The following is a 13,281-nucleotide window of genomic DNA, read 5'->3' as shown; positions in this document are numbered from 1 at the left end:
ATTCGGATTTTCGGGAATGAGCCTTGCCCGATGGTTTCTTGCTCCGGTATCGAAGAAAAATCCGTATAAATATGAACGCTTAGTTCTCTTCCTTGCAACTCAAGGGGAATGTAAAGCGCTTCTCTTCTCTGGTTTTAATAACCGTAATTCCATTCAAGGTCAAAACTACCTTCTGACAATGCTCTGCACTCATCTTCTTGAAAAGAAGAAGTCCCTTCCTTTGGCTTCCTGGCTGAATCACCCCACCCGTAATAACCCCATTCTGGATGATGTCCGTATCTCTTCCAAGTTGCCATTCTGACTTAGGGATAAGCGCAAAGAGTGTCTTCTGGTCTCCCTCGGTATAGTATCGAACACTTTCCGCCCTATCCAGGGAGGGATGTTTCCGATTTTGGTCGTCTATGAGGAAAGTGTGCAGGGGTTCGAAGAGGATCTCCTTACGGGTATTGTTCATGACACGCACTTCAAACGCGGTGAAATGGGCTGAAAGATCAATACCCCACTTACGCTTATCCTCTGAGCCAAAACCCTTTGTGTTGATTGGCTTGACAAATACCCGAATCACCTCTGAGCCGGAAGCACTTGGCCCGTCAGCGGTCGGCATCAATATCGGAGGCGCACTTCCGCATCCCGCAAACAATATTGTGATTAATAAGATGAGTCCTTTCATCACCTTCGCTTGATAAAGAAATTATTATAGTTTATAACCCTGTTAATGTCAAAAAACACCTTTTCCCCTCATTCCGGAATTGGATCTTGACCTCCACCAAGATCCTCAATATAAGAAGGAGGGAAAGGAGAGTGAATATGCTCGCTCGGAACACGCACAACGCTCGTAAACCCCGTCCTTCTAGGGCGGGGTTTACGAGCGAATACAAATTAAAGGTTTTTCTTCTCGGGTCGAAGACTCTTCGCCGTTCTGCGGCGGGGTTCTTCAAAAACATTTTTCTTTTTCTCGTCTTTTTGGCAATAACAGGACCCTGGGTCATTGCACAGGGAGAAGACCTCTCACCGGCCATATCCGATCTGAAGGTCCAGCCGGGAAAAGGCCCCGCCGGAACGGTCTTTACGATCACCCTCCGAATCACAGATCCACAGGGACATGATGATCTTGAGAGAACGCTCTTTCAGAGGAGAGAGGGGAGAGAGTCGAGTGAGATCACCCTCCATGACGATGGCCTCAACGGAGATGTTTCTAAAGGTGATGGGATCTACACGGGGAAAGACCGCGTTCCTAAAACTGCGGCAAAGGCGACGCATCTTTTCGAGGTCTTTGTTCGGGACAAATCAGGACACCGTAGCAATCTTCTGGAGTACACCTTCACCGTTCTGGAGGGAGTGGTCATCCATGAAGAGGGCCTTGCGAGGAAGCTGTGACGGACCCCGCAAGAAGTATCTGACTGACCTGCTACTGTAGGGCCGCGGCAACCAACCCGCGACCCGCTAATGACCTGTATAACTGTAAAGCGATGGGGTTCTCAGGCCGCCATCGGATATTCGTAGGGTTTCTCTTCTTCCCTGACCCCATGCCGTTCAAGATCGATTGCGACCCAGGAGGACAACCACATGACATAGGCGAAAGCCACAAGACTGAAGAAGCCAAACTCCGCAAAACCTCCCCATCCAGCACTTGTATAGTTATTTGCCCTGGCAGGCATCGGGGTGACTGGACCCGGAACGAGGTGTGTCATCGACTGCCCTCTCTCCTCCGACAAGAGGGTCAGGGCCAGACGAAAATCATCAAGATGTCCAAATCCCGCCTGTGACCGGATAACATGAACCGCGTTCTCCGCGATTGGAGCAGTCACTTCTCCGCGGACAGCAGCAAACACCGCCTTCCCCATCTCTGCAGTTGCCCAATTCAACCTTGCCCCCATCACCTCCTGCTGGGTCATATTCGAAACCTGTAAAAGTGGCACGGACGCGTTTTGCTGCTCAATCTCCTGGAACAACGCATCACCGTGCAAGGCCTCTTCTGCAGGAACCCGTGCTGTCTGGGCCAAAACACCCGACAAGGACAGACCTGCAAGAAGAATAAGACTTGCACTGAAGAATCCGAAGAATTGTCTTATCTTTTTTGATTTCATACTGAGACCTCCCTTATAAGTCGTTCTCGTTATGAATAACCGCGTTCCCGGATGGAACCGGGGAATCGCCTGCCTTGTTCGGAACTTTATAAATAATAGTGATACAACCTTTATTTTCGTCCAGAGATGATCAGGCCATCAACGACCTCTCCGCAATAGATGCAGTGCCAGCCTTGAAAATTCCAATATCCCCCCTCGTCGTTTCGGTTGGCAAACCATTCAAAAGACATAAGGCCACCGCAACGGTCGCACCTCACATCATGCAACACTTCCTCCGACCGCTCTGCGGTCAAACCTATCAGGGCCTTTCCAGGTTTCGTTACGCTCATGACACCCATTTTATAGAGCAAAGATTATGCCGTATGTGTCAATGGTCTTGTATTAAATATTTTAGTTATTTCAATGTGTTATAAACGAGGTGTCGATGGGGACTGTGGAATTATTACACAGTTTGTGGAATAAAAAGACCTGTGGATCTGTTGAGAGGACGGGCTTCCGGAGAGGCCCTGCCGTCTATCTTTTCCTGGGTGATGGTCCTAGTGTGGTATCAACCGTAAAGCGACGCCTACATGAAGCCGATAAGCGGCCATCCGCGTTGTTGCGTTCGCTTGAATTATCTACGGATAGTCCTGCACTCGCGCGCCTAGCATATGGCCACTTCTCACCGCCCTGAAACCGCCTCTTTACGGTTGACACGACACTAGTGTACGGGATTTTTTCGATCTCTTAGCCGCTTCAACCCGATGAGAAAGTCATCTCCGATTGCGAAGAGTGCGGGGACGAGGAAGAGGGTCAATCCGGTTGCGAAGAGGAGTCCCCAGACGATTGAGATCGCCATCGGGGCCAGGTAACCGGCCTGTCCCGTGGTCTGAAAGGAAAGCGTCGCGAGACCGAGAACCGTCGTCAGCGTGGTCAAAAGGATGGGCCGCATCCGGACCTTTCCTGAGTCCAGAATAGACCGCCAGCGTCTGGTTCCCCCTTCCCGAGCCTTATTGATAAAGTCAACCAGAAGGAGGGAATCATTGACGACAATACCGGAAAGAGCCACTACGCCGATGAGGGAGAGAAGGCTTAGAGACTGCCCCATGACAAAATGACCGATGATGACCCCGATGATCCCGAAGGGGACGGCAAACATCACAATCACCGGTTGAAGGAAAGACTTAAAAAGGCCCCCCAGGATGGCATAGATAATCAGGGCGGTGATGGTGAATGCCTTCAAGAGAGAGCGCATGGACTTCCTTTGCTCTTCGGTCTCCCCTCCGAAGTGGAAATCATAGCCCGGAACGCGTTGGCCCAGATCACCGAATTCCGCTTCGATTTTCCTGACAACTTCACTGGAGGTGACAATATTAGTATCGACATCGGCCAGGACGGTAATGGTTCGCCGGTGGTCCTTTCGATTGATCGCATTGACCCCTTCATACAAGATTGGCACGGCGACGCTCTTAATCGGAACCAGGATGCCCGCGGGACTTGCCACCTTAAGCTGCTCAAAAAATCGAGGATCATTCCGATAGGACTCGGCGAACTTGACGACGATGTCTATCGTTTCATCATCGCGCCGGATCCGTGTGACCGTCTCTCCATGAAAGGAGGCACGGACCACGGCAGCCACCGCCGCCGTGTCGAGGCCGTACAAGGCAGCCCTTTCCGGATCAACCTGAAACTGAATCTCCTTTTTCCCCCGTGAATAATCATCACGGAGATCTCGGACGCCGGGTATTTCCTCCAAAAAATCAAGGACTTTGTCGGAAATATTTTGCAACTGTCCCAGATCCTCTCCCCTGATCTCCATCTCAATTGCCGCGCCGACGGGCGGTCCTCCCTGGATTGCTTCTACCTTTAAAGATTTCAGGCCCGTGATCCCCACAATCTTTTCACGCATCTCGGCCAGGACCTCATGACCGTTTCTCCGGTTCGGCATGTTAAAATCAGCCAATTCAACATAAACCTGTCCAAGATGACTCCCATTCTTGATTCGGTTGGTCTCCGGGTCAAGTTGCCGTCCGATCAGAGAAACGGTGGCATGGACATCTTCAGCACGAAGGGTGGCGACACGGTGTTTAATCTCAGCAACCCTTCGAGATGTTTCCTCAAGTTTTGTCCCTGTCGGCGTTTCAAGCATAATGACAAAACCGGGAATATCCTTTACTCCGAAAAGGACAAATTTTCCACTTTGATAGGCTGTGGTGAGGAGGGTGACGGTCAGCGCCACCACTGCAGTCACCAGCCAGTATCGTCGCCGCAAGGTGACGGCGAGCGCCTTCTGGTAGAGCCGTCTGAGACGGATGAACCAATGTCCATCATGGCCGGAGGAAAGCGACTTCGCTGGCAGAGAATGGGAAAAGTCCGCCAGGTGAGAGGGGAGGATCACCAGGGCCTCCAGAAGAGACATAACGAGAACCAGGGAGACGACAATCGGGATGACCCTCATAAATTTTCCAAGAATCCCCGTCATCATCAACAACGGGATGAAGGCCGCAATGGTCGTGGCCACCGTTGCAATCACCGGCTTGATCACCTGTTCTGTTCCGATGATGGCGGCCTTGATCGGTGAGTATCCCATACTGATATAGCGATAGACATTTTCCGTAACGATGATGGCATCATCCACGACCATTCCCAGGACAACAATGAGGGCGAAGAGGGAGAGCATGTTGATCGATTGACCGAAGAGGGGCATTAGGAAGAGCGCGCCCAGGAAGGAGGCGGGAATTCCGAGGGCTGTCCAGAGGGCCATCCGCCAGTTTAAAAAACTGAAGAGAGTGAGGCAGACGAGCGTGAAACCGATTGTTCCGTTGAAATAGAGCGTCCGAAGCCTTGACTGAATCCACATGGCACTATTTTGCGTCAGGCTGATTTCCACACCTTCCGGGAGATCCTGCCGAAGTCGGTCACGAGTGGCTTCGATTGCCTCCATAATGCTGATCGCGTCTCCTTCAGCACTCTTAGTCACATGAAGGGTGATGGATCGTTCCTTGTTGATCCGCCCATAGTCCTCCTCCTCTTCATAGGTCAGCCGCGCGTTTCCGATGTCTTGAAGGGTGATATGGCGTCCGGTCGGGTTTTCCCGAACCACCATCTGATTGACCTCTGAGAGGTTACGAAATTCGCCGACCGTTCGGAGAAGGAGTTCCTGCCGTTGTCCCTTGAGACGTCCGCCGGAGAGATCGAGATTCCGTAATTTGAGTGCCTGGATGACCTCACGAATCCCGATCCCAAGGGGATACATCCGGTTCGGGTCAAGCTCGATCCAGATTTCCCGGTCCCGATAACCGCTTAGGCGAACCGACCCGACCCCGTCTATTTGTTCGATCCGATCTTCCAGTTCATCGGCCACTTTACGAAGCGTGGCCTCACCGACCGGACCGCTGACCCCAACCATGACCACGGGGGCTTCAAACTCAATATCAATCACCACCGGATCGTCGGCCTCTTCAGGGAGGGCTTCCATACGCTCGATTCGCGAACGGATATCTTCCGCAACCCCCTTAATGTCCCGACCGGGTTCGAGAGTGGCCTCGATTAATGATATTCCTTCCAGGGAGGTCGATTCGAGATGTTCGATGCCCTTGACTCCCTTGATCGCCTTTTCGATGGGGATCGTGATATTTTTTTCGATCTCCTCCGGTGAAACCCCGGAATAAACCGTGGAGATGGCCACTCGGTCAATCGAAACAACGGGGAAGACTTCCCTCGGCATGGAGGCGTATCCAATAATCCCCCCGACCACCATCATCACAAACAGTAAGTTCACTGGCACCCGGTTGTTAATTGAAAATCGAGCGATACTCAAAAATCTCTCCTGAATCGTTATTGTTCGTTTGTGATTTTGACGGTGTTGCCTTCTGCCAGTCGCCTCTGGCTCATGAGAATTACCGTGCTTCCTACTTCAATCCCCTCCTGAATAATGACCCGGTCCCCCAGGACCTTTCCCAGGCGGACCGGTTTTCTAAAGATGTGGTTTTCCTCCACAATGTAGACCACCTGATCTTCGCCTTGTTGATGCACCGACATGAGAGGAATGACAATTTGATCGTGGTGCATTTCTCCCAAAAGTTTGAGGCGACCGATCATCCCCGGAAGGATCTCAAGTTGTGGGTTGGGGACCCTGACCTCGACCGCAAAGGTTCCTGTTTGAGGGTTTGCATTCCCGGCGATCCGGACCACATGACCTTTGAAAGACTTCGTTGGGAAGGCATCGATAGTGATTTCCACAACGTCTTTCAGATGCAAGTTCCTTAACTCAATATCCGAGACGCCAACCTCGAAGAGGATCTCTATCGAATTCACGATCCAGGCAAGAACGGTTCCCTCTGGAAGCACTTCTCCAGGATCGTGGTAGCGTTCCAGAACCCTCCCGGAAATCGCGCTTCGGAGAGTAGTCAAGCGAAGATCGCGCTCGGCCTGGTCGAGTGCGACACGCGCCTGATCCCTTTCAGCACGGGCAAGGGCAAGGTCAAATTGGTGTTTATCCCAAGCCGTTTCCGAGATCGTTCCTTCCTTATAGAGGGGTTTTTTCCGCTTTTGCTCTTCCCCCATGAAATTAAGTCGAGCCGCAGCGCGTGCAAGGTTGGCCTCCCGCTCCTTGACCCGAAGTTGAAATGCCTCTGAATCAATCTTGAAGAGGACGTCCCCCTCGTTGATGGAATCCCCACGATCCACATGCTGCGCCGCAAGCATCCCGCCGATCTGCATACTGACACGGTATTCACGATAGGGGGCGGCCACGGCAGATGAAACAATGGTCTCCTGAAAGGTTTCAGGTTCTACTTGAAGAACTTCAACTCGATTCTCTCCCTTCGGAGGGGGGAAGGCTTTCGGCTTTTCTTCGCAAGCGGATGTGAGGCTGAGAAAGACCAGGAGGACAACACCATGGCATACACCTCTTCGAGTGAAACATTGATCGATCCACCGAGAATGCTTTTTGGAGTGGGTCATTTCAATCCCTTTCAGAGAGCACAACCATCCATAATTGGTATTATAAAATATCATATTATGTTGCAGTGTTCAAGCGGGCCCGTGTCCCTGAAATTTCACTCAAGGCCAGAGAAGTTTCTAAATAAATGATTAACGATGCAAGGGAGTACAACTCAAAACCGACTTTGCATGGAGATATTCTTATTTTTAATCTATGGTAAAGTAACAAACCCATAGATTTATTAGATGCGCTTGGGAAAAAACATAGTAAGATGCGGTTTAATATATGGTGTTGCGGAAAGATCTATTATTTATTCTTGTCTTTTGGAGCATCGGGTACTTTATATTTACAAGGAAGGACCGATTCAAGGACCAGGATACTCTATTTGACCAGCAGCATTGGGAAGTTTGGACAGGAATCCTTTCAGTCTCCATTTTAATATTCTTCCCGTCTCTATCCACCGAAATTTTAAGTTTATTTCGTCTTGAATTCAATCCTGTATATTATTTTCTTCTAAGGGTATTCATCTTATTTAGCATTGTATTGCTCTATCATTTTTCCACCCGACAATCAGTTCGTATTTTTGGATCTAAATGGGCTTTTGGAGTTCTTCTTATTGGGGGCGTGCTAGGCTATTTTTTCCTGAATCTGCCCCTGGTTTCTCGAAATTTTGCCCTACGGATATCACAAGCGCAACAACAAGGGATCATTAATGCCCTGGTGACTTTATTTGAAAGTCAGTTGGGTGCGTGGTCATTATGGATGCCTATTCTCCTCATCGTCATTTTGGCGCCGTTGGTGGAGGAACTTGTCTTTCGCGGGATGCTGTATAGCCCTATCAGAAAAAGATTCGGTCCACCGAAGGCAATGTTGATCACGGGTGTTCTCTTCTCAATATTTCATCGTGTTCCTGAATTGCGGTCCATGATGGCATTTTTTTAGCGGGAATTTTATATGCTTATATTTATGAACGAACAGAATCCCTCATGCCAGTCATCTTGGCACATGCCATTCAAAACCTCTCGACCGTTTTAAATTATTTTAACTACAGGGCTGTGAACTCGATAGCAGATCTCAAAAGCGCATTCGGATGGACTGCATTCCTTTTAACATCAATATTCCTAACTTTGGAAATAATATACCGCGCGATGCTAAAAAGAGGACATACCCTAACAGGTACACCAGGCAAAACCTCTCGTTAATCAACTCTAAAGGGAGAGGTTTAGTTCTTGCGACAGTGCACAGGGTCAGGCTTGGCTTATGGGTTATCTGTGTTTCATTCATGGTACAAGATTCCTCAAGCGTATCGACTCAGTCTCCGATCTTGGGGCGCTGTGTAATTCGCCGCGTGCCTTTGCTTACGGTTATTATATCTCTTCCAAAACGCACAGCCACCTCCGCTAATAAGGCAATGAGCAGGCCTGACCCCTTCCATTAGTGAACCGGCATGAGAAAGGCAACTGTTGTAGGAGTTTGTCGGAGAAATAGGATCGTAGCGAGAGTGGTCTATATCGGGACATGTCTTGCATAAATGCATAAAGAAAGGCATTTGCATTCCAAGATTGTGGAATTAGACTTTTCTCGGACAAATAAGTAGAATACGTATGGAATACGTATTCGTATGGAGGGGAGATCATGCAGAAGAAATTAACAATAACAGTGGATGAAGCGGTCTATCAGGGGCTTCGAGAAGTGATTGGTCCAGGGAAAATCAGCCGTTTTATCGAAAACCTGGTACGCCCTCATGTCATAAAACCCAAGTTGGAGGCCGCATACGAACAGATGGCAGAAGACGAAAAGCGGGAAGCCGAAGCCCTGGAGTGGTCAGAAGCTGCAATTGGAGATCGTGCCCGTGAAGCGTGGTGAGGTCTGGTGGATTCAGTTTGATCCTTCTGTTGGAGGGGAAATAAAGAAGAAACGCCCTGCAGTCATTGTGAGCAATGATGCGTCCAATAAATTTTTAAACCGGGTTCAGGTGATTCCCTTATCAAGCAAGACGGATCGTCTTTACCCGAGTGAGTCATATCTCAAAGTGAAAGGGAAGAAGGGGAAAGCGATGGCAGACCAGATCATGACTGTAAGCAAGCTGCGATTGATCAGGAAGCATGGATCTGTAGGAAAATCAGATATGGAAAAAATAAACGCAGCGATCAAGACGCAGTTGGACTTAAGATAGAGAGCATTGATTACTTCTGGATTGGGAGTGGTGCTTGAAGATGCCCCTCGCCTTGCCTCCATCAGGAGATTGTGCTAGCTTTCCTGTCATGTTTCAGGTGTGTTCTATGATTGAGGAAATGGCATGGCCGTGATCGAGATCGTTAAATATCCGGAGCCGGTTCTTTCGGAGAAGGGTGAACTGGTTACGGAAATTGACGGCATGCTTCAGGAACAAATCGATGATATGTTTGAAAGCCTTTACGCCGTATCCGGGATCGGCCTGGCGGCACCCCAAGTGGGCCACTCTCTCTCCATCTTCATCTACGATCTTTCTCTGTCGGATCAACTACCGAAAGATGTAAGAGGACCTACGGTCATCCTCAACCCTGAAATCATCGAGAAGGAAGGAGAAGTGATTGATGACGAAGGCTGCCTTTCTATTCCGGGCTATTTTGAGAAGGTCAAGCGGGCCGTTCGTGTTCAGTTAAAAGGATTGAACCGGGAAGGAAAAGAGATTCGGATTGAAGCGGAAGGGCTCTTTGCCAGGATGCTTCAACACGAGGTCGATCATATCAATGGCGTCTTAATGGTCGACCATTTCAGCAGCCTGAAAAAAGATATATTCCTTCGGAAATTCAAGAAAAAGATGAGATGGGGAAGGTCATGGTAATACGCTGAAGAACGTTCGAACCCTAGATAAAAAACGCGTCATTTTCATGGGAACCCCCGACTTTGCCCTTCCGTCTTTTGAGGCCATTTGTGAATCAGAAAATGTCATCGGAGTCGTCACACAGCCTGACCGCCCAAAAGGCCGCAAACAGACCCTCACTCCGCCACCCATTAAAGTCGCTTCCCTGGAAAAGGGCGTGCCGGTCTATCAGCCCGAACGACTGAAAAAAGACCCCCTTTTTACGAAAATTCTCTCTGAATTGTCACCCGACCTAATCATTGTCGTCGCCTTCGGCCAGATTCTTCCTGAAACCATCCTCCAGATTCCAAAGTACCCTTGCATTAACGTCCATTCGTCGCTCCTGCCGAAGTATCGGGGTGCCGCGCCCATCCAGTGGGCACTTGTTCAAGGAGAAGTAGAAACCGGGGTGACAACGATGCAGATGGACAAAGGGATGGATACGGGTCCGATCCTGTTGCAGCGTTCGGTCCAAATCGATTCCGATGAAACGGCAGAATTTCTCTCAGCCCGTCTGGCAGAGCTCGGGGCCGAATTGCTGCTTGAGACGGTCGCCTCCTTAAAAGAGGGCAAGCTCAAGGTCATCCCGCAGGATGACGCAAGGGCAACGAAGGCACCGCTCTTGAAGAAAGAGGACGGCTTGATCCGATGGGAAGAAAGTGCACAGGCGGTCTACAACCGATGGCGGGGGCTGAGCCCCTGGCCGGGGACGGTAACCTTTTTTGGCGGGGACCGCTGGAAAATTCCCGCTCTGGAGATGGGAAAAGCTGAAGGGAAATGGGGTGTTCCCGGAGAAGTACTCAAACTCTCAGAAAAAGGCCTTGAAGTGGCAGCAGGGAGAGGTTATATACTAATAAAGAGACTGCAGCCAGAGGGAAAGCGAAAGATGACCCCGCATGAATATGCGGTGGGCCATCACATGAATAAAGGGGCCTTCCTTGTGTCCACGAGAAAATTAAAGAACCCCTGATTAGGGCCCTTTCCCAACGCAGCCGTGATCAACATTTGTTACGGAGTTAAGAGATGAATATAATAAAAACAACCTTTTTGTTGACCTTGATGACGCTTTTGATGGTCTTTGCCGGTCAGGCCCTGGGCGGACAGGGCGGGGCGATGCTGGCCTTTATCCTTGCGCTGGTTATGAATGGGGTCAGCTACTGGTTTTCCGACAAGATTGTCTTGAAGATGTACCGCGCCCAGCCGGTCACTGAGGCAGAGGCCCCGATGGTCTACGGGATCGTTGCCGATCTGGCGATGCGAGCCAAAATGCCTATGCCCAAGATCTATGTCATCAACAACCCCACGCCGAATGCCTTTGCCACAGGGCGCAACCCCAGCCATGCCGCCGTTGCCGTGACCACGGGCATCGTACAGGTCTTAAGCCGTGAGGAGTTGACCGGCGTTCTGGCGCATGAATTGTCCCATGTCCTCCACCGGGACATCCTGATCGGATCGATTGCCGCGACGTTTGCCGGCGCGATCTCGATGCTGGCCAATATGGCACAATGGGCCATGATTTTTGGCGGCTTCGGCGGACGCTCGGACGATGACGAAGGGGGCGGAGGCTTTCTGGGCATGATTGTAATGATGATTGTCGCCCCGATGGCGGCCATGTTGATCCAGATGGCAATCTCCCGCTCTCGTGAATTCGCGGCTGATGCGGGCGGGGCAAAGCTCTGCGGCAATCCCCTCTGGCTCTCAGAAGCCCTGCGGAAATTAGAGACTGCAAACAGGCGTGTTCCGATGAAGGCGGCCAACCCGGCAACTGCCCACATGTTTATCGTCAGCCCCTTGAGGGGCGGAGGAATGCGTTCCCTTTTTTCAACCCATCCCCCGATGGAAGAACGCGTCGCCCGGCTGGAAGGGATGGCCTACGGTCAGAGATAATAAGGACTTACTAAAAAATAACTTCACCTTTTCGCATCCCATGTTCAGGTTGCCTAGATAAGGTTACAGGGCAAGGCACGAGGAGCGCAGAACCGGAGCGTTGTGTGTGTACGTGATGATTCGAACACCACAGTAACGCGGCCATGGGACCTTAGATGGGTAAGATGAGACGTTACATTAAAGTGAAGAGAACGCCCCCCTCTGCCAGGAAGGGGGCGTTGTTTCTTTTGGCTGAGGCCGAAGAGAGTCGGGAAGACCTGAGCTTTCTTATTGATCGTTACCTTCAGATCCATCGGCTGGAGCAGAAGGAACGAGGTCTCCTGACAGAGTTGGTCTATGGGATCTTCCGCCAGAGGACTTATCTTGATTGGCAGATCGACCACTTTTCAAAGGTCCGCTATATCAAGGCCCCGATAAGAAATACTCTTCGGCTTGGACTCTACCAACTCATCTTTCTCGATAAGGTTCCCTCCTTTGCCGCGGTCGACACCTCGGTCGAATTGTCAAAAGGAGTTGGAGGGATCTCGGCAAGTCGCCTGGTGAATGGTCTTTTAAGAACGGTTCTCCGGCAGAAAGATAAGCTGCCAGCACCCGACCCGGGCGACCCCATTTCCTGTATTTCCATCACATATTCGCATCCAGCCTGGATGGTCCGGCGATGGATCAATCGATGGGGCCAAGAGAAGACGACTGATTTATGCCGCTCGAACAATACGGTTCCCCCGATGACCCTTCGGGTGAATCTGTTAAAGACGGATCGGAAGGCCTTAATCAAACAATTGGAAGAGGAGGGGGCCACCGTCACCCCGAGCGCTGTTTCGCCGGTCGGGATTGCCATCAGCGGGGTGTCGCTTCGATCGCTTCCATCGTACAGTCAAGGAAGACTCTACGTTCAGGATGAAGGGGCCCAACTGATTTCAAACCTGGTAGACCCGCAGAACGGAGATACAATTCTAGATGTCTGCGCGGCACCCGGAGGAAAGACGACCCACCTGGCAGAGTTGATGCTAGGGAAGGGACAGGTCGTCGCGACCGACATCGATCCGGACAGGATGGCGCTGGTGAGAGAAAACATCAAGCGCCTTCAGACGCCGGGGGTTTCGGCGGAAGCACCGGAAGAGGCGATGGCCCCGGAGCGGGAATACGACCGTATCCTGGTGGATGCCCCCTGTTCTGCGCTTGGGATCCTGCGAAGAATCCCGGAAGGAAAATGGAGGAAGAGGCCCGAAACCATAGAGTCTTATGCCAAGATTCAGCGTGCGATCCTGGAAAAAGCGTTCCATCATCTGAAGGTCGGCGGCAGGTTGATTTATGCTACCTGCTCCACTGAACCGGAAGAGAATGAAGAGGTTGTTGAGGCCTTTTTCAGCTTACATCCGGAGTTGAAACTCGAAGATCCATCTGAAGGCCTCCCCCCCGCCGCAAGAAAATATCTGAATGAAAAACGTTATTTTACAACGCTCTTCAATTCGGATAGAATGGACCGATTCTTCGCCGTCCGGTGGATCAGGACGGCTTAGTGCATTTTTTGGAAACAC

The 13,281-nt window shown here is 50.7% G+C and carries 13 protein-coding genes; 9 read left to right on the top strand and 4 right to left on the bottom strand.

Annotated elements, in window-relative coordinates:
* Positions 1-79: 79 nt before the first annotated feature.
* Positions 80-673: a hypothetical protein gene (locus tag EYQ01_09920; GenBank protein ID HIE66100.1), complete on the bottom strand. Its 594-nt coding sequence runs from the start codon at positions 671-673 to the stop codon at positions 80-82.
* Positions 674-807: 134 nt separating this feature from the next.
* Here EYQ01_09920 and EYQ01_09915 point away from each other — a divergent pair, with 134 nt between their 5' ends.
* Complete coding sequence (locus tag EYQ01_09915; GenBank protein HIE66099.1) at positions 808-1,377, top strand: hypothetical protein; 570 nt, start codon at positions 808-810, stop codon at positions 1,375-1,377.
* A gap of 101 nt (positions 1,378-1,478) precedes the next feature.
* Here the strand turns inward: EYQ01_09915 and EYQ01_09910 are convergent, their stop codons facing one another.
* From EYQ01_09910 to EYQ01_09900, 3 genes are all read right to left on the bottom strand, one after another.
* The gene (locus tag EYQ01_09910) at positions 1,479-2,087 is read right to left on the bottom strand and encodes a hypothetical protein (protein ID HIE66098.1); all 609 of its coding nucleotides are present in this window, start codon (positions 2,085-2,087) and stop codon (positions 1,479-1,481) included.
* Positions 2,088-2,787: 700 nt separating this feature from the next.
* Complete coding sequence (locus EYQ01_09905; GenBank protein ID HIE66097.1) at positions 2,788-5,907, bottom strand: efflux RND transporter permease subunit; 3,120 nt, start codon at positions 5,905-5,907, stop codon at positions 2,788-2,790.
* On the bottom strand, positions 5,904-7,085 hold the full coding sequence (locus EYQ01_09900) for an efflux RND transporter periplasmic adaptor subunit (GenBank protein ID HIE66096.1): 1,182 nt from the start codon (positions 7,083-7,085) through the stop codon (positions 5,904-5,906). The genes EYQ01_09905 and EYQ01_09900 overlap by 4 nt, the downstream gene beginning before the upstream one ends.
* 211 nt (positions 7,086-7,296) lie before the next feature.
* Between EYQ01_09900 and EYQ01_09895 the strand changes: the two genes are divergently transcribed.
* The 8 genes from EYQ01_09895 (at position 7,297) to rsmB (ending at position 13,263) form a co-directional block, all read left to right on the top strand.
* The gene (locus EYQ01_09895; GenBank protein HIE66095.1) at positions 7,297-7,953 is read left to right on the top strand and encodes a CPBP family intramembrane metalloprotease; all 657 of its coding nucleotides are present in this window, start codon (positions 7,297-7,299) and stop codon (positions 7,951-7,953) included.
* The gene (locus EYQ01_09890; protein HIE66094.1) at positions 7,926-8,213 is read left to right on the top strand and encodes a CPBP family intramembrane metalloprotease; all 288 of its coding nucleotides are present in this window, start codon (positions 7,926-7,928) and stop codon (positions 8,211-8,213) included. Before EYQ01_09895 ends, EYQ01_09890 begins: the two co-directional genes overlap by 28 nt.
* 433 nt (positions 8,214-8,646) lie before the next feature.
* Complete coding sequence (locus tag EYQ01_09885) at positions 8,647-8,877, top strand: addiction module antitoxin (protein ID HIE66093.1); 231 nt, start codon at positions 8,647-8,649, stop codon at positions 8,875-8,877.
* Positions 8,864-9,187, top strand: a complete 324-nt coding sequence (locus tag EYQ01_09880; GenBank protein ID HIE66092.1) for a type II toxin-antitoxin system PemK/MazF family toxin — start codon at positions 8,864-8,866, stop codon at positions 9,185-9,187. The genes EYQ01_09885 and EYQ01_09880 overlap by 14 nt, the downstream gene beginning before the upstream one ends.
* A gap of 123 nt (positions 9,188-9,310) precedes the next feature.
* Entirely contained in the window at positions 9,311-9,838 is a 528-nt protein-coding gene (gene def / locus EYQ01_09875; protein HIE66091.1) for a peptide deformylase, read from the top strand.
* 46 nt (positions 9,839-9,884) lie between these two features.
* Complete coding sequence (locus tag EYQ01_09870; GenBank protein ID HIE66090.1) at positions 9,885-10,826, top strand: methionyl-tRNA formyltransferase; 942 nt, start codon at positions 9,885-9,887, stop codon at positions 10,824-10,826.
* A gap of 53 nt (positions 10,827-10,879) precedes the next feature.
* Positions 10,880-11,743: a zinc metalloprotease HtpX gene (htpX, locus tag EYQ01_09865; GenBank protein ID HIE66089.1), complete on the top strand. Its 864-nt coding sequence runs from the start codon at positions 10,880-10,882 to the stop codon at positions 11,741-11,743.
* A 155-nt stretch (positions 11,744-11,898) separates the two neighbouring features.
* Positions 11,899-13,263 (top strand): 16S rRNA (cytosine(967)-C(5))-methyltransferase RsmB, encoded by a 1,365-nt coding sequence (gene rsmB / locus EYQ01_09860; protein ID HIE66088.1) that lies wholly within the window; start codon positions 11,899-11,901, stop codon positions 13,261-13,263.
* Positions 13,264-13,281 lie beyond the last annotated feature (18 nt).

Source organism: Candidatus Manganitrophaceae bacterium (assembly GCA_012960925.1).
GTDB lineage: Bacteria > Nitrospirota > Nitrospiria > SBBL01 > JAADHI01 > DUAG01.
Note: the sequence above shows the minus strand (reverse complement) of the source record. Positions and strands in the feature narration are given on the sequence as shown.

Bases quoted from the DNA above. Each gene is read 5' to 3' on its own strand.
- EYQ01_09915 (HIE66099.1), top strand. From the start codon at position 808: ATGCTCGCTCGGAACACGCACAACGCTCGTAAACCCCGTCCTTCTAGG.
- EYQ01_09910 (HIE66098.1), bottom strand. From the start codon at position 2,087: ATGAAATCAAAAAAGATAAGACAATTCTTCGGATTCTTCAGTGCAAGT.
- EYQ01_09900 (HIE66096.1), bottom strand. From the start codon at position 7,085: ATGATATTTTATAATACCAATTATGGATGGTTGTGCTCTCTGAAAGGG.
- EYQ01_09895 (HIE66095.1), top strand. From the start codon at position 7,297: ATGGTGTTGCGGAAAGATCTATTATTTATTCTTGTCTTTTGGAGCATC.
- EYQ01_09885 (HIE66093.1), top strand. From the start codon at position 8,647: ATGCAGAAGAAATTAACAATAACAGTGGATGAAGCGGTCTATCAGGGG.
- def (HIE66091.1), top strand. From the start codon at position 9,311: ATGGCCGTGATCGAGATCGTTAAATATCCGGAGCCGGTTCTTTCGGAG.
- EYQ01_09870 (HIE66090.1), top strand. From the start codon at position 9,885: ATGGGAACCCCCGACTTTGCCCTTCCGTCTTTTGAGGCCATTTGTGAA.
- htpX (HIE66089.1), top strand. From the start codon at position 10,880: ATGAATATAATAAAAACAACCTTTTTGTTGACCTTGATGACGCTTTTG.
- rsmB (HIE66088.1), top strand. From the start codon at position 11,899: ATGGGTAAGATGAGACGTTACATTAAAGTGAAGAGAACGCCCCCCTCT.